Raw genomic sequence first — 18,176 nt, 5'->3', positions numbered from 1 at the left:
TCATGCCCGCTTCAGGCGTGGATCGAGCAGCACGTAGCTGAGGTCGACGACGAAATTGGCGACCAGCATGGCGGCGGTCATGATCAGCAGCGCGCCCTGGATCACCGGATAGTCGCGGGCGAGGATGGCCTGGTAGAGCGTGTTGCCCATGCCGGGGTAGTTGAACACCACCTCGGTGACCAGCGAGCCGCCGAGCACGGCGCCGAGCGAGATGGCGAGGGCGGAGACGGTGGGCAGCAGCGCGTTGCGCGCCGCGTACCAGAGCATGACGCCCTGGTCGGAAAGGCCCTTGGCGCGGCCCATGACGATGTAGTCCTCGCCGAGCAGGTTGATCATGTTGTTGCGCATGGTGACTGCGAAGCCGCCGGTCAGGACGATCACCATGGTCAGCATCGGCAGGGTGCCGTGGTAGAGCACGCTCGCGATGTACTCCCAGCCCCAGGACGGATCGAGCATCGGATCGGCGGCGTAGCCGTTGGGGAACCAGCCGAGCGTGTAGCCGAAGGCGAAGAGAGTGATCAGCGAGACCACCACGGCGGGGACAGAGCTCGAAAAGATCGATGCCAGCGAGATGACGGTGTCGAAGCGGGTGCCGCGGCGCCAGGCCGCCATCACCCCGAGCAGCGTGCCGATGGTGAAGGCGATGATGGTGGCGGTGCCGACGAGGCCGACGGTCCAGATCAGGGCCCGGCCGAGGAGGTCGGTCACCGGCAGCGGGAAGAAGCGGACGGAGCGGCCGAGGTCGCCGGTGAAGACGCTCCTGAGGTAGGCGAGATACTGCTCGCCGATCGGCGCATCAATGAAGCCGAAGGTGAGCTTCAGCGCGTTAAGGTTCTCGAGCGACAGGTCGGAGCCGGCGCCGGCGAACATCTTCTGGATCGGATCGCCCGGCATCAGGCGCGGCAGGAAGAAGTTGATGGTTGCCGCAGCGACGAAGGCCGCCAGATAGAACACCACGCGGCGGAGCAGAAAGGCCATTGGTTATGTATTCCGCTTGGTGCCGGTGTCCCTTCTCCCCTCAGGGGAGAAGGTGGCGCGAAGCGCCGGATGAGGGGTGAAGCGTCTGCGTCGTGCTGGACTTACCCAGCATGCAGCGAGATCACACCCCTCACCCGGCGACGCTAGTTCGCTTACGCTCACAAGCTCTGCTGCCCTCTCCCCTGAGGGGAGAGGGGGCAACCGAGGCAATGGTGACGCCAGCAGAGCCACGCCTATTGAGCGACCGGCCGCAGCGCCAGCAGCTGTATAAGGCGGCCCGGGTTGGCGTTGGAGACAACCGGCGAAGTGATCGGGTTGTCCGCATTGGCCCAGCCGGTGAAGCGCCTGGTGCTGTACTGGTAGAAGGACGGGCTGTTGTAGACCGGGATCACCGGCATGGCCTCGGCCACCTTGAGCTGGATGGCGTCCATGATCGCCTTCTGCTCGGCCGGGTCCTTCACCTGGGTGTACTTGTTCAGCATCTCGACCACTTCCGGGTCGGTCCAGCGCTGGGCCGAGGTGCGGCTCTTGCCGAAATCGGCCGGGTTGAACGAGCGGATATAGGGGAAGTAGGGGTTGGCCGCCGAGGCGATGGCGTTGAGCGACATCGAGTATTTGGCGTCGATCAGGTCGGAGGCCCAGACCGATTCCTCGGGGGTCGACATCTTCACGTTGAGCCCGGCCGCCTTCAGCGACTCGAGCGCGATCTGCACGGCGTCGATCCAGTCGGTCCAGCCGTTGGGGATCTCGATATCGATGGCGATCGGCGTGCCGTCGGGGTTGTCGCGGAAGCCGTCACCGTCCTTGTCGACATAGCCCGACTTGTCGAGCAAAGCCTTCCCGGCCTCGAGGTCGAACTTGCCGTACTGGCCGAACTGCGTGACCACCTCGGGGTTGCCGAAGGCCTTGTAGAACGAGCCCAGCATGGCCGGGTCTTCGTTGATGACAGGATAGCCATAGCCGGCGATGTCGATGATCGACTGGCGGTCGATCAGCATGGAAACGGCGCGGCGGAAGTTGACGTCGTTGAACGCCTTCCTGTTGTTCTCGTCGGGGGCCTCGAGGTTCAGCGTAAAGGCCACAAGGCTCGAGGGCAGGAACCAGTAGTGGTTGTGCTCCGGGTCCTTGGCGACGAAGGTGTTGTCGATGTCGGGCACGAAGCTCGTCGCCCAGTCGAGCGTGCCGTCGGCGAGCGCCGCGAGCACCTGCGGGTTGTCGGCGAGCTGCGGCAGCCGGATGCAGTCGACATAGAGGCTGGCGGCATCCCAGTAGTTGGGGTTGCGGCACTGCTCGTAGACCTGCGGCGTGAAGCGGGTGATCTCGGTGAGCGGGCCGGAGCCGACCGGGTTCTCGTTGGCGAAGGTGACCGGATCGGCGACATCCTTCCAGATGTGCTCGGGCACGATCGGCATCGCGACGATAGTGGTGGCGACCAGCGAGTTGGGCTGGATGAGGTTGAAGCGCACGGTGCGCTCGTCGACCTTTTCCACCGACTCCATCAGCTTGGAGACCGAGTTGAAATCGAGCGCCGGGAATTTCGTCAGGTAGTCGTAAGTGAAGACCACATCGTTGGCCGTCAGCGGCTGGCCATCGGACCACTTGAGTCCATCGCGCAGCACGAAGGTGATCGACTTGAGGTCGTCGGCCAGCTCGAAGCTCTCGGCCAGACGGTACTCCCACCTGGCGCCGGCTAGGCGGTTGAAGATCGCCAGCGGCTCGTAGATGAAGTCCTTTGTCGTCGCGCGTGCCGTGGTCTGGTTGAACGGGTTGAAGTTGCGCACGAAGGTCGTGGTCTGCTCCGAACTGACAGTCAGCACCGACTGGGCGGTCGCAGGCACGGTCAGCGCCAGGGCTAGTGTGGCTGTTGCCAGCAGTCTGCTCTTCAACACAATTCCTCTCCCTCTTCCTCGACCCGCCTCACGCGAAGCCGCTCTCCTTGAAAATCTGCTCAACTTCGTCGTAAAGCGCCGCCGCGTCGACACGAACGCTACCGCGTTTGCGATCGGCCCGCGCGATACGTTCAATGGTTTCCGCCGTTAGCGGGCGGGCGGCGTTTGCTGCACCTGCGCTGGCCACGAGGCCGCCCTGGCTCAGCAGTGCGATATCATTGCCGGCGTCGAGCGCGGCGGCGACACGCTCGCCGGGCGTACCTCTCAACGCCTCCATACTGAGACAATCGGTAATCAGTACACCGTCGTATCCGATGTCCTGGCGGATCAGATCGATCAGCTTTGGCGAAACCGAGGCGGGGCGCTCGGAATCGATCCGGGTGAAGACAAGGTGCGCCACCATCGCCCAGGGCGCATCCCGCAGCGCGACAAACGGCTGGAAATCGGTGCGGCGCAGATCATCGAGGCTGGCATCAACGACCGGGCAATCGAAATGCGGATCCACCGTGACGCCGCCATAGCCCGGGATGTGCTTGATGACAGGCAGGGTGCCGACCTCGAGCATGCCGTCGATGACCTCCCGCGCCATGGCAGTGACCAGCGCAGGGTCATCGCCGAAGGCGCGTTGGCCGATCACGTCGTGGGTGCCGGCGCGGGCGAGGTCGACCACAGGTGTCGTGCCGCTGTCGATCGTCAGGTCGGCCATGATGGCGCCCATCGCCCGGCTCGACAGCCGCATCGCCCGTTTCGCCAGGTCGAGGTCTTTCCGGGCGAGTGCTCCAAATGAACCGAGGCTGCGAAAACTCGGCCAGTTGCCGTTGTCGAGGCGCTGGACGCGGCCACCCTCCTGGTCGATGAACACGGGCGCGTCAGCGCGGCCGACGGTGGAGCGGAACGTGGCGCAGAGCCGCCGCACCTGGTCGGGATGGTCGATATTGCGCCGGAACAGGAACAACCCGTACGGGTTCGCCTCCCGGAGGAACGAGACCTCATCGTCGGTCAGCTCAGGCCCCTCGACGCCGATGAACAGGGCAAGGGGCGTGCCTGACATGCTACTGACCCCGATCCATGGCGGGCCTGACCCGCAGGAGGCCCTGGTAGATGTCTTCCTTGTCGGCCTCTATCGGTATCGCCCCTACGGCTTTGGCGTAGAACTCGACGGGTCCGACACCGCCGATGACCGCATAGGCGTAGCCACTTGCCTTCATCGCCTCAAGCGTTCGGTACAGCAACGCGAGGCCGATCCTGCCGCCGCGATGGCTCTCGGCCACGCCCGTCGGACCGAAGAAGCCGCGGGCAGTGGCGTCGTAGCACGCAAAGCCAACCAGCTCGCCATCGACGACTGCGACGATGCACCCCGGCGGCTGGTGTGACATCGCCACCGTCACCTCGCTCACCCAGTACTCGCTGAAATGCTCCCGCACCCAACGCTGGATGATGTGCAACTCGGGCGGCAAAGCGGGGCGTATCGTGGCTGCTACATCCTCCACACGCTCCGCCAGGGCGGCCATCCGTCGAGAGTAAAGGTTTACGAGCAAATCCATATGACACAGCGAACCATTAGGATGCCTAGTGATACCGAGACGGACCCTCGATGCAAGGACCTGGAACGAGGACATTCGGGCCGATGGCGTTGAAGGTGCACCAGGGCGCAGGCTAGCCGGCGAGTCGACCGCCCTGCAGGGGGCGCGGCGCCCCTGTTGTGGTGGGGAAGCTGATCGGCAGGCCGCGGACAACCCGGGCGGCAAGGAACGCGAAGCACTCGGCTTCGATGGCATCGCCGCGCCAACCGACGCCTTCGGCCGGAACAGCTTCCACGCCCGCACGGGTGCCGAGCATTTCCATGATGAGCGAGTTGTGCCGGCCACCGCCGCAAACCACGAGCCTCTTCGGCCGTCTCGGCAGCAGGTCGAGACCCTTGCCGACAGCACCGACGGTGAAGGCCGTCAACGTGGCTGCGCCGGTCGGCGGATCGAGACCATCTGCCATGGCCGCCGTGAAATCGAACCGGTCGAGGGACTTGGGCGGTTTCGCAGAAAAATACGGGTGCTGCAGGAGTTCTGCCAGGCGCTCCTCGTCGACCGTCCCGCTGCGAGCAAGGGCGCCGTCGCGATCCATCTCGCCGAGCCCGTGCGCCTTCATGAAATCGTTGAGTGGTGCGTTGGCCGGACCGGTATCGAAGGCGATCAGCGTGTCGCCGCCATCCCAGTAGGTGACATTGGCAACGCCCCCCAGGTTGAGCACCGCCGTGTCGCCCGATGTGCCGAGCCGGCGTAGCAGCGCCTGGTGGTAGATTGCTGCGAGCGGGGCCCCCTGCCCTCCAGCGCGGACATCCGCAGAGCGGAAGTCGAAGGCGACCTTCACGCCGAGCAGTTCGTGCATCAACTGCCCATTGCCGAGCTGCCGCGTGGCGCCGATCCGCCCTGGCTGCGGTGCCCGGTGCAGCACCGACTGCCCGTGAAAGCCGACCACGCCGATATCGGACATCTTCAGCCCCGAGGCCTCGACATGCCGGCGCACCGCCTCCGATTGGGCCAGCGTCAGCGCATCCTCTGCTTCCGCAAAGATTGCCGGATCGGGCCCCTCGAAGTTCCACTTTCGCGCCTGCGACAGTGTCTCCTCCAGCAGGTTGCGGATGGACTGCGGGTACGGCGCCAGTGTGTAAGGACCGAACTCCGTGACGCGCTCTCCGTCGGTCTTGAGGATCGCCACATCGATATTGCCGTCGAGTACGGTGCCGGTCATCAGCCCGACGGTCCAGATGGGGTCCATGAATTACTCCGCGTTCACGAGATCGCCGACGGCCCGGCGCAGGGCGACAATGCCGCTATCGAAGTGCCGGGTGGGATGCACGCGGTTGGTCAGCAGCGTCCAGGCGCGGCCACGCGAGAAATCCACCCAGAGCCCCACTCCGGTGAAGCCGGTATGGCCGATGGTGTCGGACGAACAGGCGGCGCCGCCCGACCAGCCGTCGTAAGGCAGCTCCCAGCCATGTGTCCGTCGCCCACCGACCCGCGTCCGCATCAGCTCGACGACGCCGGGCGAGATGCCGTCCGCCGTCAGCAGCGACTGTGCATAGTCGAGCACCGAACCGACCGTGCCGAAGAGTCCGGCGTGGCCCGCCCCCTGCAGCGCATAGCAGTTCTCGTCATGCACCTCGCCGACGACCACGCGGCCGCGCCAGGCATCCTGCTCGGTGGCGGCCGAGTTTGCGGGATCGGCCGACCAGGCGAAGCCAGGCCCCGGGTCCTGCTGGCGGATCGGCTTGCCGCTGAGCCGCTCCAGTGCGATCCCCAGCAGGATGAAGTTGAGGTCGGAGTAGACCGCCGGCCCAGCCTGCCACTCGTGCTGCAGCACGAACGCCCGCAGGAGGTTGGGGTCGGCGCCGTAGGTGTAGATCGGGAACACCCCCGGAAGCGGCGTCTGGTGGCCGAGGCATTGGCGGAAGGTGATCTTTCGCTCCCAGTTGTCCGAACTGTACTGGCGAAAATCGGGGATCACCGAGATCAGCGGCGCATCGAGGTCGATGGTTCCGGCCTCGGCGAGCGCCAGGATGCGCGGCGTGGTGAAGATCACCTTCGTGAGCGAGGCGAGGTCGAACCACGTGCGCTCGGTCAGCGTCCGACGATATGGTACCCGCTGGGCCTCACCGGTGACGCGGACGGCGCGGTCGCCATTGGCCTCGACGACCCCGAGAATACCGCCGGGTATGCGACCGGCAGCGATCGATTGCTCGAGGGGGGCGAAAGCCCGGTCGAGTGTCGCTTGAGCGTTCATCGTTCCTCCAGCCTGATCCGATGACCAGTGCCCACCTCGCCAACGCGCCGGCGGTTCGCAGCCGCGCGTCTTCACCGGAGACCGAGTCGCGATCGACGCTGCCGGACCCATCGGGTATGCTGTTGGGTAGCGCATCAGGATTCGCAGGACTTTCCCAGCTGCGCTCTTCGGGTGTCCCCTCCCGCGGCCGACGCCGCTGCAAGCACCCTCCCCCGACTGACTGAACCCGCGCTGCAGCGCTCGCTGCGGCGTGCCATCTTCACATCATTTCTGGAGCGGAGCCATGGCCCGCGACTTCATCCTGACCGGTGCCCCTGGCGCCGGCAAGACCCTTATCCTGAGGCACCTCGAGCTCGCGGGCATCGAGATCATCGAGGAGGCTGCGACCGACGTCATTGCGCTCGAGCATGGGCGCGGTGTCGAGAGGCCCTGGGAAGAGCCCGAGTTCATCAGCAGAATCGCGGGGCTGCAGATGCTCAGGGCGGCGCGGCCGGCGCGCGGTGACCTGCGGGTCGCCGATCGCTCGCTGGTCTGCACGCTCGCGCTGGCGGAGTATCTCGGGCACCCCGTCCCGCCGGCGCTGGAACGCGGCATCGGCACCGCCCTCGCCGACCCGCAGCTCGAACGGCGGGTGCTGTTCGTCGACCTGCTCGGCTTCATCACCAACACCGAGGCGCGACGGATCAGCCTCGAGGATTCGCGCCGTTTCGAGGCGTTCCACGTCGCCGCCTACGAGCGGTTCGGCTTCGAACTCGTGCGCATTCCGCCGATGCCGATCGACGAGCGGGTCGCGATGGTCCGCGGCCTGCTCGAAGCATGAACAAGTGGTGAATGCCGCGTTGGCACAAGGTTCAATGCGGCTGGAGCAGAACCTCGCGCGACTACGTATCGGCCGGATGACGCTGATGTAACGGCAAAATGAGTAGCAGGAACCGCAACCTGGGCTATGGTCCCGGCGTTGATGGCCGATGGAATGTGCGAGTAGGCACGATGGAGCAATACATCTCACGGTTGACGATGACGGGCAACGCGAGCGTTCGGCTGCTGCTGCCGGTGCGGAGCGGTTCCCATATGCTCCCCTTCATCGCCCCGGTTGATGCGCCCGAACTGCCCCTGGCCATCAGCTTCGAGGGCTTGACCCTTGCCGAGCAGCGCGCAGCGCTCGCCGGCTTTCCAGGCGGCAAGCGCTTCGTGCTCCACGGCTGATCAGAGCGACAGGCGCAGGTTCGCCAGCTGGTCGGCGATGTCCTTGAAGACGTCCGTCAGTTGCGTCGACGCCGTCGGAAAATAGGCCATCGACGAGTTGGTGGCACAGTTCGTCAGCAGATTGATCGTCTTCTGGTTGGGCGCGTTCAGGCCGATCGTATAGACCGCGATGCCCATGGCCTTGGCGTTGTTGCACGATTCCAGCGTACGGCTGTCCATGGCTGCAGTGACCTGGGCGTCGCTGTTGGGATACGGATAGTCGTTGCTGTAGATGCGGCCGTTGTACGAGATGCCACCCGTCTGCGAACGCGCGCCCGGCCAGCCATAGGCCTGGTAGGTGTTGGCCTTGTTCATGTTCGAGCCGTAGCTGTCGACGGTGTTCTCGCCGTCGGTCATGACGATCATCACCTTGGAGGTGGCGGCGTCATAGGACTTGCCCTGCGGCAGCGGCTCGGAGGGCGACAGCATGTGGAAGCCCCAGATCGTGCCCTGGTGGATGTTGGTATAGCCCTGCGAGGCCATCGCGGTGATCGCGGCCGCAACGGTGGCCTTGTTGTCGGTCAGCGGCGTCAGCGCGTTGGTCGGGCAGTCCTGGTTGGGTGAGCCGCCGCTGCCGGCCTTCTGGTTGTACTTGCAGAGACGCTCCTGCAGCACACGATCGGAGAACTCGTAGCTGCAGGTCTTCGTGCTGGTGAGCTTGTACCGGTCTGGATCCCTCGAAGTACGTTCGTTCGCCGTGCTCGTGGTGCAGTTGGCCGGGATCGGTACTCCGTTCTTGTCCGGGAGCGTGCTGGGAGACGTCGACGCCACGGGCGTGTGGTTTGATCCATCCCAGTTGGTTTGGGTGCGCGTAACAGTGGGGGTGCTGTTGCAGTTGCTGTAGGTCTTGCTGCTGCAGCCGGTCTTGACGCTGGTTTCCACCCACGTCCCGGCGTCCTTGTTGGTGCATACGGCCGGACGATCATTGAGATAGTCATTCGGGTAGCCGCTCGGCGGGTCCGGAGCGAACGAGGGCACGAACAGTGTGTCGGGGTCCGCGGCGCTCGGCGGCGTGTCGGTGGTGTCGTAAGGATACGGCCGCGCCTCCACGCAGCCGCGCCAGGCGACGCCGACCTTGGTATACAGATCGAAGCGGTTGACGGTGCCGTAGAACGGCGTCGCGTCGTTGTCGTCGTCGTCGAAATTGTCGTTGGAGATGCTGGAGAGGCCGGTGGTGTCCATCCAGACCGCGTTCTTGTTACCGGTGCCGACATTCACGAAGCCGGTGAACGGCACGATGCCCATCCAGATGTTCTGCTCGGTCTTGGGCTTTGGCGTCTCGGCGTTGATCTTGGTGTCCGTGCAATCGTCGAGCGCGTTGAACAGCACGTTCATCGCGCACCGCGCCGCCTTCTTGAGGTTGGTCATGCGGCTCTGCTGGCCCATCGACCCCGAGTTGTCGAGCACCAGCGCGACTTCGAGATTGAGCCGCTTGCGCGTGGCTTCGGAGACGACGCGCGCGCTCATGCTGGGAATGCCGACGAGTTGCACGAAGGCCGTGGGCACGGTGACCGTCGCCTCGAGGCGCAGGGTGCCGGTGCCGGTATCGGCCGTGGCCACATCGACAATGGTGGCCACCGAGTTGTTCCGCATCTGCTCGTTCATGAGCGCGAGCGCCTCGGCCTTCAGCGTATCCGACGTGGGCCTTGGATCGTTGAAGATGGTCGGCTGCAGGCCCAGCGCCGCGGAGTCGAGCGCGACCTGTGCCCGGGTGCGGGCGGTTTCCACGGCGGTGTAGTCCACCGCCGCGCCGCCGAACGCCACCAGGACGACGGCCATGACACCGAATATAACAGCGAACACTCCGCGCTCGTCGGAGTGGAAACGCCTCAGCAAATCGACAAAGCCGCGCATGTTGCGACCCCAGCCCCCAGGGAATCCCGGGGGCCAGTGTCCCTGATAATCCTAACTAAAGGACAATCACCTTCGCGCCAATTTTTACGCGTTCGTACAAATCTTCTACATCTGCATTCACCATGCGGATGCAGCCCGACGACACGTTCTGGCCGATGGTCCAGGGCTCGTTGGTACCGTGGATGCGGTAGAGCGTGGAGCCGATGTAGAGCGCGCGCGCCCCGAGCGGATTGTTGATGCCGCCCGGCATGTAGTTGGGCAGGCCGGGCTGCCGGCGCTTCATTTCAGCCGGCGGCGTCCAACCCGGCCACTCGCGCTTGCTGGAGAGGCGATGGGTGCCGCTCCACTCGAAGCCGCTGCGGGCGGTGCCGATGCCGTAGCGCATCGCCTGGCCGTCGCCGAGCACCAGGTAGAGGTACTTTTCGCCGGTGTTGACGATGATGGTGCCGGCCGACTGCTTGGAGTTGTAGGCAACCACCTGGCGCTTGAACTGCGGCGCGAGACGGACCTTGCCGCTCTTCAGGCGCACCTCGCTGCGCGGCCGACCGTCGCTCAGCGAGGAAGTGTTGTTGTTGAACAGGAAGAACCGCTGGGCGGCATTGGCCGCGTCGGTGAAGACGGTGAGGGAGAGGATACAGGCGGTCGCAGCAAGGACCGCGCGAGACTTACGCAGCATGGTACACACTCATCACTGTTGAACTTTCAAGGCGACCGAGCCCGAGCAGGAGTATGTTGCACAAACCCAAAAGGGTGGTGAAGGCAGGTAGTGAGCGCAGCATGAACTGTTCTCGAAAAATGCCAAGTAGTTATCGGCCGCAAATCGGCACTCTACTATTCGTTCACCATTTCGGCACGGCAGATTACAGCAGGACCTGCTTGGCGTCGGGCTCTTCGGGGAGTTGCCAGCCGTCGGGCAGCAGCCGCCCGAGCGCAGCGGCCGCCTGCGACACGCTGAAAGGCTTCACCAGCACCTCGCTGGCGCCCAGTTCCTTGGCGCGGGCGATGGTCTCGCGGTTGGGATAGGCCGTGATCATCACCACCGGCACCTTGCCGCCGGCGGGAAAGCGCGGATCGCGGATCACCTCGAGCAGGGCCGCGCCGTTCATTTCCGGCATGTACCAATCCATGAACACGATATCGTAGCGGTTCGCGACGATGGCGCCGACAGCGGGGGCGGCACTGGCGAGCTCGTCGATCTCGACCAGCCCCAGCTTGCGCAGGGTTGCCGCCACGGCGGAGCGCGCATAGGCATTGTCGTCAACGACCAACGCCTTCAATTCCTGCGGAACAATCACCGCGGTTGGCCCCCAAGCCGATTCGCGCCTGACGCCACTATTAACCGGGAGCTCACCATGTCAACGAGTGTCGTCCGCTGCGGCTGGGCCGGCAGCGATCCGCTCTATGTCGACTACCACGACCGCGAGTGGGGCCGGCCGGTCACCGACGACAACCGGCTGTTCGAAAAGCTCTGCCTCGAGGGGTTCCAGTCGGGCCTCAGCTGGCTCACCATCCTGAGGAAGCGCGAGAACTTCCGCGCCGCCTTCCAGGGCTTCGACATCGACAAGGTGGCGGCGATGGGAGAAGCCGATATCGAGCGGCTGGTGCAGGATGCGGGGATCATCCGCCATCGCGGCAAGATCGCCTCGACGATCAACAATGCAAAGCGAACGCAGGAAATCCGCAAGGAGTTCGGCTCGCTCGCCCGCTACATCTGGCGCTTCGAGCCCGAACCTGTGCAGGGACCGATCGTGGCCGGTCAGATCCCCGGCCATACGGAGGGGTCGAAGGCGCTGAGCAAGGACCTGCGCAAGCGCGGCTTCAGCTTCGTCGGCCCCACGACCGTCTATGCCTTCATGCAGGCCATGGGCCTCGTCAACGACCACGTCGACACGTGCTTCTGCCGAGCTGAGTCCGAGAGCGCGCGGCAGAAGCTCGCGCGACCGTAAGGGGGCCGCCCCTCCCCACCCTGATCGGGGCGGGGCGGCACCAGTCACTACTGCCGCGTCAGAAACAGTGCCATCAGCACGACGCTGGAGATGTCGGCCACCGGCGGCAGGTCGTCCCGCCGGTCCGGAGGCGTGGTGGGGTCGGTGTCCGGACGCCGTCGGCGCCGGACCATGAAGGGTCGCAGGAACATTGGTGATGACCGGGCGCCCCAAGGCGCCGGCTCCCTGATGTGAAACTGAATCCGAAGGTGGAGCCGGCTCGCGCCGGCCCCGTTGGCCTACATCCGGAAATCCGGGGGCAGGCCGATGTCCTTGAGCAGGTGCGGCGTCAGCTGGGCCGCGCTGCCGGTCCGGAAGGGACGGAGGGTGCGGCGGAGCATGGCGTCGGCGTGGCGCCTCAGGATGAACAGGCGGAGCCGATCCAGGAGCCCGAGGCGTCGTTCGAACGCGAACTCGAGCTGCTGTTCGGCGCGACCGCGGACGCGGTCGCGGATAATGGCGATCATGTTGAATCCCTCACGATGATCTTCGGTGGGGCGGCGTCCGCGGAACCCCAAGTCCCGCGGACTTCCGCTCAGCGGTAGTCCCAGTGGCTCCTGGGCTCGAGCACTTCGGGCATCAGCCCGAGGTCGCGCCTCAAATGAGCCGGGACAGGTGGCGATCCGCGCGATTGGTAGCGCCTCGCCGCCCGCGCCAGTTGGGCATCGGCCAGCATCGTGACGACAGCTGAACGCAATGCGCCGGCGATACCGACATGGATGTGCCCGGAAGCACGGTTGGCGCGTGCCGCAGCACGAACGTCGAGTTCGAGAGTCATGGTGTCATCCGGACGCAAAAGCGGCCCGGTCCCTCAGGGTTGAAAGCGTTTGTTGGCGACGGAATCCGGGCGCGAAGGCGTGGAAACGATGCCGGTGGCTATGCGGTAGGCTGGCTAGGAAGACTGGAAGTCGTGCCCCGGGCGGGGCGGCGGGCTCTCGTTAGGCGAGAGCGAGTCCAGCAGGTCGAATGCCAGGACCGGAGACGTGAACAAACATAGTCATGCCGCCTCCTTCTCGTGCTGGCGTTGGACGAGTGGGCTGATACGCCCCTTTCCGTCCAATTCCAACCCCCTATTGCGACAGCCTGCCGCACCCTGTAAGCCACTGTTGCTGCATGGACACACCCACCTTTCTTGAGTCGACGTGGGGTTTCCGTTAGGAACCAGCCTCAGATTCCGGGCACATCCCAAGTTTTTCGAGCCATGACCGACAAGAAGAAGCTAATCGCGCCGCGGTTGCCGCGCGGCTTCGAGGACCGTTTGCCTGCCGAGATTTCGGCGGTGAACGCGATGATCGAGAAGATTCGCGTGGTCTACGAGCGCTACGGCTTCGACCCCGTCGAAACGCCGCTGTTCGAGTATACCGAGGCGCTGGGCAAGTTCCTGCCCGACACGGATCGCCCCAACGCGGGCGTCTTCAGCCTTCAGGACGACGACGAGCAGTGGCTGAGCCTGCGCTACGACCTGACGGCGCCGCTCGCCCGGCACTTCGCCGAGAACTTCGACAAGCTCCCCAAGCCCTATCGCAGCTACCGGGCCGGCTACGTCTTCCGCAACGAGAAGCCCGGCCCCGGCCGCTTCCGCCAGTTCATGCAGTTCGACGCCGACACGGTCGGCGCGGCCGGCCCCGAGGCCGATGCCGAGATGTGCATGATGCTGGCCGACACCATGGATGCGCTCGGCCTCGCCGGGAAGTACGTGGTCAAGGTCAACAACCGCAAGGTGCTGGACGGCGTCCTGGAGGCAGCTGGTATCACCGAGTACGAGCAGAAGCTCGTCGTGCTCCGCGCCATCGACAAGCTCGACAAGTTCGGCATCGACGGCATGAAGCTGCTGCTCGGCGCAGGCCGCAAGGACGAGAGCGGTGACTTCACCCCGGGTGCGGGCCTCACGGAACCTCAGCAGCAGGTCGTCGTCGATTTCGTTTCCGGCAAGGCGCCGGAAGAGAATGAAGGCGTCGCCGAACTCCGGGCCATGGAGGCGCTGTTCCGCTCCGCCGGCTACGGGCCCGATCGCATCGATATCGATCCCTCGATCGTGCGCGGCCTCGAATACTACACCGGCCCGGTCTTCGAAGTCGTGCTGACCTTCCCGGTCATCAACGAGAAGGGCCAGGAAGTGGTGTTCGGCGCAGTCGGCAGCGGCGGTCGCTACGATGGCCTCGTCTCGCGCTTCCGTTCGGAGCCGGTTCCCGCCACGGGCTGCTCCATCGGCGTCTCGCGCCTCGCCCATGCGCTGAAGCTCACCGGCAACCTCAGTGCCGAGGAGCCGGTCGGCCCGGTCGTCGTGCTGGTGCTCGATAAGGAGCAGACGCCGCGCTACCAGGAAATCACCTCCCGCCTCAGGCAGGCCGGCATCCGGGCCGAGATGTTCATGGGCAACACCAAGAACTTCGGCAAGCAGGTCGCCTATGCCGACAAGCGCAACTCCCCGGCGGTGATCATCGAGGGTACGCAGGAGCGCGAGCAGGGGATCGTCCAGATCAAGGATCTCGTCGCCGGCAAGGAAGCCGCCAAGGCCATTGCCGACAATGCCGAGTGGAAGGCCGAGCGGCCCGGCCAGTTCGAGTGTAAGGATGCCGAGATCGTCGACAGGATTTCAGCACTCCCGGCCGTAGCCGCCTATCTCAGGGCCAACAAGTGAAGACAGCTTCAGAGCGATATGCCGCGCTGGTGCGCCTCGTCGAATCGCGGACGGTGACGCGCGCGAACGTGCCGCTGCTGCTGCCCGCGGGTCCCTATTTCGATCTCGCCGGCGAAGAGTTCGGCCGCAACCTGCTGCTGACGACGACCAACAACGGCGTCGAGTACTGCCTCAGGCCCGATTTCACGCTGCCCATCGCGCAGCAGTATCTCGAGGATGGGCTGATCGGCGCGCCGTCGGCCTTCACCTATCTTGGTCCGATCTTCCGGCAGGAGAGCTCGACCCCGGTCGAGTTCGAGCAGGCGGGCCTCGAGCTCCTCGGCCAACCCGATGCGGACAATGCGCTCGACCAGGTGCTGACCTTTGCACGCTGGGCGCTCGCCATCTACGACATCACTGCCCCGAACGTGCGGCTCGGCGGCGTCGGCCTGTTCGAGGCCTTCCTCGAGGCGGCCGACATTCCCACCGCCTGGCGCAGCCGCATCCGGCACCGCTTCGGGCACCCCGAGGCGATGGCGCGGCTGATGGACCGGCTCGCCAATCCCGAGCAGAAGGCCGAGGGCCCTGCCCCGGACAGCCGCGACACCGTGATCGAGATCGTGACCGACGCCATGCTCTCGGGCGGCCTCAGCCTCATCGGCAGCCGCACGCCCGAGGAGATCGCCGACCGCTATCTCGAAAAGCAGGCGCTCGACGCGGCCCCGATCGCCCCCGAGACGGTGATGCTGCTGCAGAATTACCTCGACGTCGCCGACAGCGCCACGATGGCCTTCGAGCGCATCGCCGATCTCGCCAAGGAAGCCGGTTTCGATTTCGACGAGCCGCTCTATCAGGTCCGTAACCATGCCGCGGCGCTGCAGGCGCTTTCGCCCAATGCCGACGTGGTGTTCGACGCGAGCTTCTCGCCGCGGCTCGACTACTACACCGGCATCGTGTTCGAGATGACCGGTTCGGACGGCGAGGTCCTCGCCTCGGGCGGCGAGTATGACCGCATGCTGGAGCGTCTCGGAGCCGACGAGCCGATAAAGGCTTCCGGCTGTGCCCTGTGGGTAGATCGGCTCGAGCGGGAGGCCAGCCAATGAATACGCTTCCCGGCGGACTGACGCTGGCCGTGCCCTCCAAGGGCCGGCTCGAAGAACTGACCCGCAAGGCCTTCTCGTCCTCGCGCCTCACCATCGCGCGGCCCGGCGGCGCGCGCAGCTATATCGGCTCGATCAAGAACCAGCCGCAGGTGACGGTGCGCTTCTACCCCGCCGCCGAAATCGCGCGTGAGCTGATCCTCGGCGGCGTCGATATCGGCGTCACCGGCTCGGACCTTATCCATGAGGCAAGCGAGAACGGCGAGGAGAACGTGCTGTTCGTCCGCGGCCTTGGGTTCGGCGAGGCCAACGTGGTCGTCGCCGTGCCCGACTCGTGGATCGACGTGCAGCAGATGACCGACCTTGCCGATGTGGCGTCGGACTTCCGCTCGCGCCACGGACGCTGGCTGCGCGTCGCGACCAAGTACGTGAACCTCACGCGGCGTCACTTCGCCAAGTACGGCATCGCCGAGTACCGCATCGTCGAGAGCGCCGGCTCCACCGAGTCGGCGCCCGCCGCCGGCTCGGCCGACCTCATCGTCGACATCACCTCGACGGGCTCGACGCTCGCCGCCAACCAGCTGCGCGTACTCGAGGACGGGCTGATCATGCAGTCGGAGGCGAACCTGATCGTGTCGCGTACGGCCGACTGGACGCCGCTGCGCAAGGCCCAGCTCGAAGCGCTGCTGTCGATCATGGGTGGCGTGCCGCCGGGGATTTCCACCCTGCTGTGACCTTCGACCTGACGATCCTCGTCGCACTCGGCTTCGTGGGGCTGCTCGCGGGGTTCGTCGATGCCATTGCCGGCGGCGGCGGGTTGATCGCGCTGCCGGCGCTCCTGGCAGTGGGTATTCCACCGGTCACCGCGTTCGGCACCAACAAGCTGCAATCGGTGGTCGGCACGGCGATCGCCGCCGTCACCTACTGGCGCAAGGGCTTCGTATCGCTGCGGCTGCTCGCCATCGCGATCCCGCTCACTTTCGTCGGCGCCTTCCTCGGCGCCATGGCGGTGAAGGCCGTCGACGTCACGCTGCTGTCGCTCGTCATTCCGGTGGCGCTGATCGCGGTGGCGGTCTACTTCGCCTTCGCCCCCAAGCTGACCGACGAGGACAGCCACACGCGCCTCGACCCCACGGTGTTCGTGCCCGTCATGGGCTTCGTCATCGGCTTTTACGACGGCATCCTCGGGCCCGGCACGGGCTCGTTCCTCACGCTCGGCTTCGTCACCCTGTTCGGGCTGGGCGTGACGCGTGCGGCCGGCCACACCAAGGTGCTGAACCTCACCTCGAACCTGGGCGCACTGGCCCTGTTCATCCCGTCGGGCAACGTCGTCTGGCCGGTGGCCCTGGCGATGATCGTCGGCCAGGTCATCGGCGGCTATCTCGGCGCCCTCACCGGAATCCGCTTCGGGGCGAAGTTGATCCGGCCGCTCGTGGTGATCGTCTCCATCCTTCTCGCCCTGCGGCTACTGTTCTTTCGCTGACAGCCGCCTTCACCCGCGATTGAGCATGCACGCAGAGTTGCATCGCCGGGCTCCCCCTATGACGCTAGGTTGCCGCTGACATTTGCCGCTCAGAGGATGAAGCGATGCGCATGCTTGTTGGCCTCGTCACGATGTTGCTGCTGCTTGCCGCTCCGGCCTTCGCGGCAAGCTACGACTGCAGCAAGGCCACCGGCGCCGACGAGGTTGCAGTCTGCAAGGACGGAACGCTCTCCTCCCTCGACAGCGAAATGGCCGGGCTGTTCTTCGCCTACGACAAGGTGCCGATGCTGATGGGCTCGAATGGCGACCGCCAGGACGAGGCCGACGCGTTCCTCGCCAGCCGCAAGGCCTGCGGGCCCGATCTCACCTGCCTGCGGCGCGTCTACACGGCCCGCATCGCCGCGCTGAAGCAGGGCCTCGAGGGCTCCATGCAGCAATACTCGGACCTGCAGAACAATGTGCCGCCGGTGACCACTCCCCTTCCAGAGGCGATCGAGACACTGATCGCCGCCTATGGCGGGCAGTGCGAGCGGCTGGGCGGCAAGCTCGTTACCACCGCGAACCACCCCGCCATCCTCAGCGGCGACCTCGACGGCGACAAGATCGCCGACTACGTGATCAACACCCAACCCATGGCCTGCACCAACTCGGCAACGGCCTTCTGCGCCAACGCCGGCTGCCAGGTGCAGATCGCCGTCTCGTCCGACCGCTTCGCCGATCCCATCGACGCGCTGGGCGCCACGCCGACCCTGATCCAGAACGAAACCGGCACCATCGCCCGCCTGTCCGTCGATCGGACGAACTGCCCGACCGCAGCGCCGGGGGATGCCTGCTGGGCGACCTACAGCTGGAAAGACGGCAAGTCGTCCGTCAGCTATGCGGCCGAGCCGACACCGACGATGTAGGAGCTTCCAGTTCCCCTCCCCCTTGCGGGGAGGGGGTGGGGGTGGGGGTCCATCGGCGATCACCGCACTACCCCCTCCCTCGATCCCTCCCCTCAAGGGGGAGGGAGGCGGGGCTCCGCACCCGCAAGGACAGCGGTGGCGCCAGCGGTTCAAGCAGCCCGCCCCGCTGCCAGGAGCCACCCCTCATCACCGGGGCCCGTCCCGGCAATGGGGCCAAAGGGTCAATCGGTGAATGACTAGTCGACCAGCAGCTACGCTGCGCTGGCGATGTAGGAGCTTCTAGCTCCCCTCCCCCTTGAGGGGAGGGGCTGGGGGTGGGGGTCCATCGGCGATCACCGCA

General features: G+C 65.6%; 20 protein-coding genes. 8 read left to right on the top strand and 12 right to left on the bottom strand.

Going from position 1 to position 18,176, the window contains the following annotated elements:
* From PRN20_RS07485 to PRN20_RS07460, 6 genes are all read right to left on the bottom strand, one after another.
* Positions 1 to 978: an ABC transporter permease gene (locus PRN20_RS07485; protein ID WP_273956612.1), complete on the bottom strand. Its 978-nt coding sequence runs from the start codon at positions 976 to 978 to the stop codon at positions 1 to 3.
* Positions 979 to 1,211: 233 nt separating this feature from the next.
* Positions 1,212 to 2,864 carry an ABC transporter substrate-binding protein gene (locus PRN20_RS07480; RefSeq protein ID WP_273956611.1) on the bottom strand — a complete coding sequence of 551 codons (1,653 nt, stop codon included), beginning with the start codon at positions 2,862 to 2,864 and terminating at the stop codon, positions 1,212 to 1,214.
* 31 nt (positions 2,865 to 2,895) lie between these two features.
* A complete protein-coding gene (gene nagZ, locus PRN20_RS07475) occupies positions 2,896 to 3,918 on the bottom strand; it encodes a beta-N-acetylhexosaminidase (RefSeq protein WP_273956610.1) in 1,023 nt (340 codons plus the stop codon).
* 1 nt (position 3,919) lies between these two features.
* Entirely contained in the window at positions 3,920 to 4,411 is a 492-nt protein-coding gene (locus PRN20_RS07470; RefSeq protein WP_273956609.1) for a GNAT family N-acetyltransferase, read from the bottom strand.
* A 112-nt stretch (positions 4,412 to 4,523) separates the two neighbouring features.
* On the bottom strand, positions 4,524 to 5,639 hold the full coding sequence (locus PRN20_RS07465) for an anhydro-N-acetylmuramic acid kinase (RefSeq protein WP_273956608.1): 1,116 nt from the start codon (positions 5,637 to 5,639) through the stop codon (positions 4,524 to 4,526).
* A gap of 3 nt (positions 5,640 to 5,642) precedes the next feature.
* Positions 5,643 to 6,644, bottom strand: a complete 1,002-nt coding sequence (locus PRN20_RS07460; RefSeq protein WP_273956607.1) for a serine hydrolase domain-containing protein — start codon at positions 6,642 to 6,644, stop codon at positions 5,643 to 5,645.
* Positions 6,645 to 6,927: 283 nt separating this feature from the next.
* Between PRN20_RS07460 and PRN20_RS07455 the strand changes: the two genes are divergently transcribed.
* Together PRN20_RS07455 and PRN20_RS07450 are read left to right on the top strand one after the other, a co-directional pair.
* Positions 6,928 to 7,464 carry an AAA family ATPase gene (locus tag PRN20_RS07455; protein WP_273956606.1) on the top strand — a complete coding sequence of 179 codons (537 nt, stop codon included), beginning with the start codon at positions 6,928 to 6,930 and terminating at the stop codon, positions 7,462 to 7,464.
* Positions 7,465 to 7,634: 170 nt separating this feature from the next.
* Positions 7,635 to 7,850, top strand: a complete 216-nt coding sequence (locus tag PRN20_RS07450; protein ID WP_273956605.1) for a hypothetical protein — start codon at positions 7,635 to 7,637, stop codon at positions 7,848 to 7,850.
* Here PRN20_RS07450 and PRN20_RS07445 read toward each other — a convergent pair whose 3' ends face one another.
* The 3 genes from PRN20_RS07445 to PRN20_RS07435 form a co-directional block, all read right to left on the bottom strand.
* Positions 7,851 to 9,692 (bottom strand): Tad domain-containing protein, encoded by a 1,842-nt coding sequence (locus PRN20_RS07445; RefSeq protein WP_273956604.1) that lies wholly within the window; start codon positions 9,690 to 9,692, stop codon positions 7,851 to 7,853.
* Positions 9,693 to 9,798: 106 nt separating this feature from the next.
* On the bottom strand, positions 9,799 to 10,419 hold the full coding sequence (locus tag PRN20_RS07440) for a L,D-transpeptidase (protein WP_273956603.1): 621 nt from the start codon (positions 10,417 to 10,419) through the stop codon (positions 9,799 to 9,801).
* 184 nt (positions 10,420 to 10,603) lie between these two features.
* Positions 10,604 to 11,011: a response regulator gene (locus PRN20_RS07435; RefSeq protein ID WP_273956602.1), complete on the bottom strand. Its 408-nt coding sequence runs from the start codon at positions 11,009 to 11,011 to the stop codon at positions 10,604 to 10,606.
* 84 nt (positions 11,012 to 11,095) lie between these two features.
* Here PRN20_RS07435 and PRN20_RS07430 point away from each other — a divergent pair, with 84 nt between their 5' ends.
* Positions 11,096 to 11,689: a DNA-3-methyladenine glycosylase I gene (locus tag PRN20_RS07430; protein ID WP_273956601.1), complete on the top strand. Its 594-nt coding sequence runs from the start codon at positions 11,096 to 11,098 to the stop codon at positions 11,687 to 11,689.
* Positions 11,690 to 11,736: 47 nt separating this feature from the next.
* Here PRN20_RS07430 and PRN20_RS07425 read toward each other — a convergent pair whose 3' ends face one another.
* The 3 genes from PRN20_RS07425 to PRN20_RS07415 form a co-directional block, all read right to left on the bottom strand.
* Positions 11,737 to 11,880, bottom strand: a complete 144-nt coding sequence (locus tag PRN20_RS07425; protein WP_273956600.1) for a hypothetical protein — start codon at positions 11,878 to 11,880, stop codon at positions 11,737 to 11,739.
* An 87-nt stretch (positions 11,881 to 11,967) separates the two neighbouring features.
* Positions 11,968 to 12,195 (bottom strand): hypothetical protein, encoded by a 228-nt coding sequence (locus tag PRN20_RS07420; protein ID WP_273956599.1) that lies wholly within the window; start codon positions 12,193 to 12,195, stop codon positions 11,968 to 11,970.
* Positions 12,196 to 12,263: 68 nt separating this feature from the next.
* Complete coding sequence (locus tag PRN20_RS07415; protein WP_273956598.1) at positions 12,264 to 12,506, bottom strand: hypothetical protein; 243 nt, start codon at positions 12,504 to 12,506, stop codon at positions 12,264 to 12,266.
* Between the two features lie 423 nt (positions 12,507 to 12,929).
* Here PRN20_RS07415 and hisS point away from each other — a divergent pair, with 423 nt between their 5' ends.
* From hisS to PRN20_RS07390, 5 genes are all read left to right on the top strand, one after another.
* A complete protein-coding gene (gene hisS / locus PRN20_RS07410; RefSeq protein ID WP_273956597.1) occupies positions 12,930 to 14,369 on the top strand; it encodes a histidine--tRNA ligase in 1,440 nt (479 codons plus the stop codon).
* The gene (locus PRN20_RS07405; RefSeq protein ID WP_273956596.1) at positions 14,366 to 15,451 is read left to right on the top strand and encodes an ATP phosphoribosyltransferase regulatory subunit; all 1,086 of its coding nucleotides are present in this window, start codon (positions 14,366 to 14,368) and stop codon (positions 15,449 to 15,451) included. The genes hisS and PRN20_RS07405 overlap by 4 nt, the downstream gene beginning before the upstream one ends.
* Positions 15,448 to 16,182, top strand: coding sequence for an ATP phosphoribosyltransferase (gene hisG, locus PRN20_RS07400; RefSeq protein ID WP_273956595.1), 735 nt, complete (start codon positions 15,448 to 15,450; stop codon positions 16,180 to 16,182). The genes PRN20_RS07405 and hisG overlap by 4 nt, the downstream gene beginning before the upstream one ends.
* The gene (locus PRN20_RS07395) at positions 16,179 to 16,931 is read left to right on the top strand and encodes a TSUP family transporter (RefSeq protein ID WP_273956594.1); all 753 of its coding nucleotides are present in this window, start codon (positions 16,179 to 16,181) and stop codon (positions 16,929 to 16,931) included. Before hisG ends, PRN20_RS07395 begins: the two co-directional genes overlap by 4 nt.
* Before the next feature lie 104 nt (positions 16,932 to 17,035).
* On the top strand, positions 17,036 to 17,836 hold the full coding sequence (locus PRN20_RS07390; RefSeq protein WP_273956593.1) for a lysozyme inhibitor LprI family protein: 801 nt from the start codon (positions 17,036 to 17,038) through the stop codon (positions 17,834 to 17,836).
* The last annotated feature ends 340 nt before the right edge of the window (positions 17,837 to 18,176 follow it).

The organism is Devosia sp. ZB163, assembly GCF_028613635.1.
Lineage (GTDB): Bacteria > Pseudomonadota > Alphaproteobacteria > Rhizobiales > Devosiaceae > Devosia_A.
This window is presented reverse-complemented; position numbering and strand designations above follow the sequence as displayed.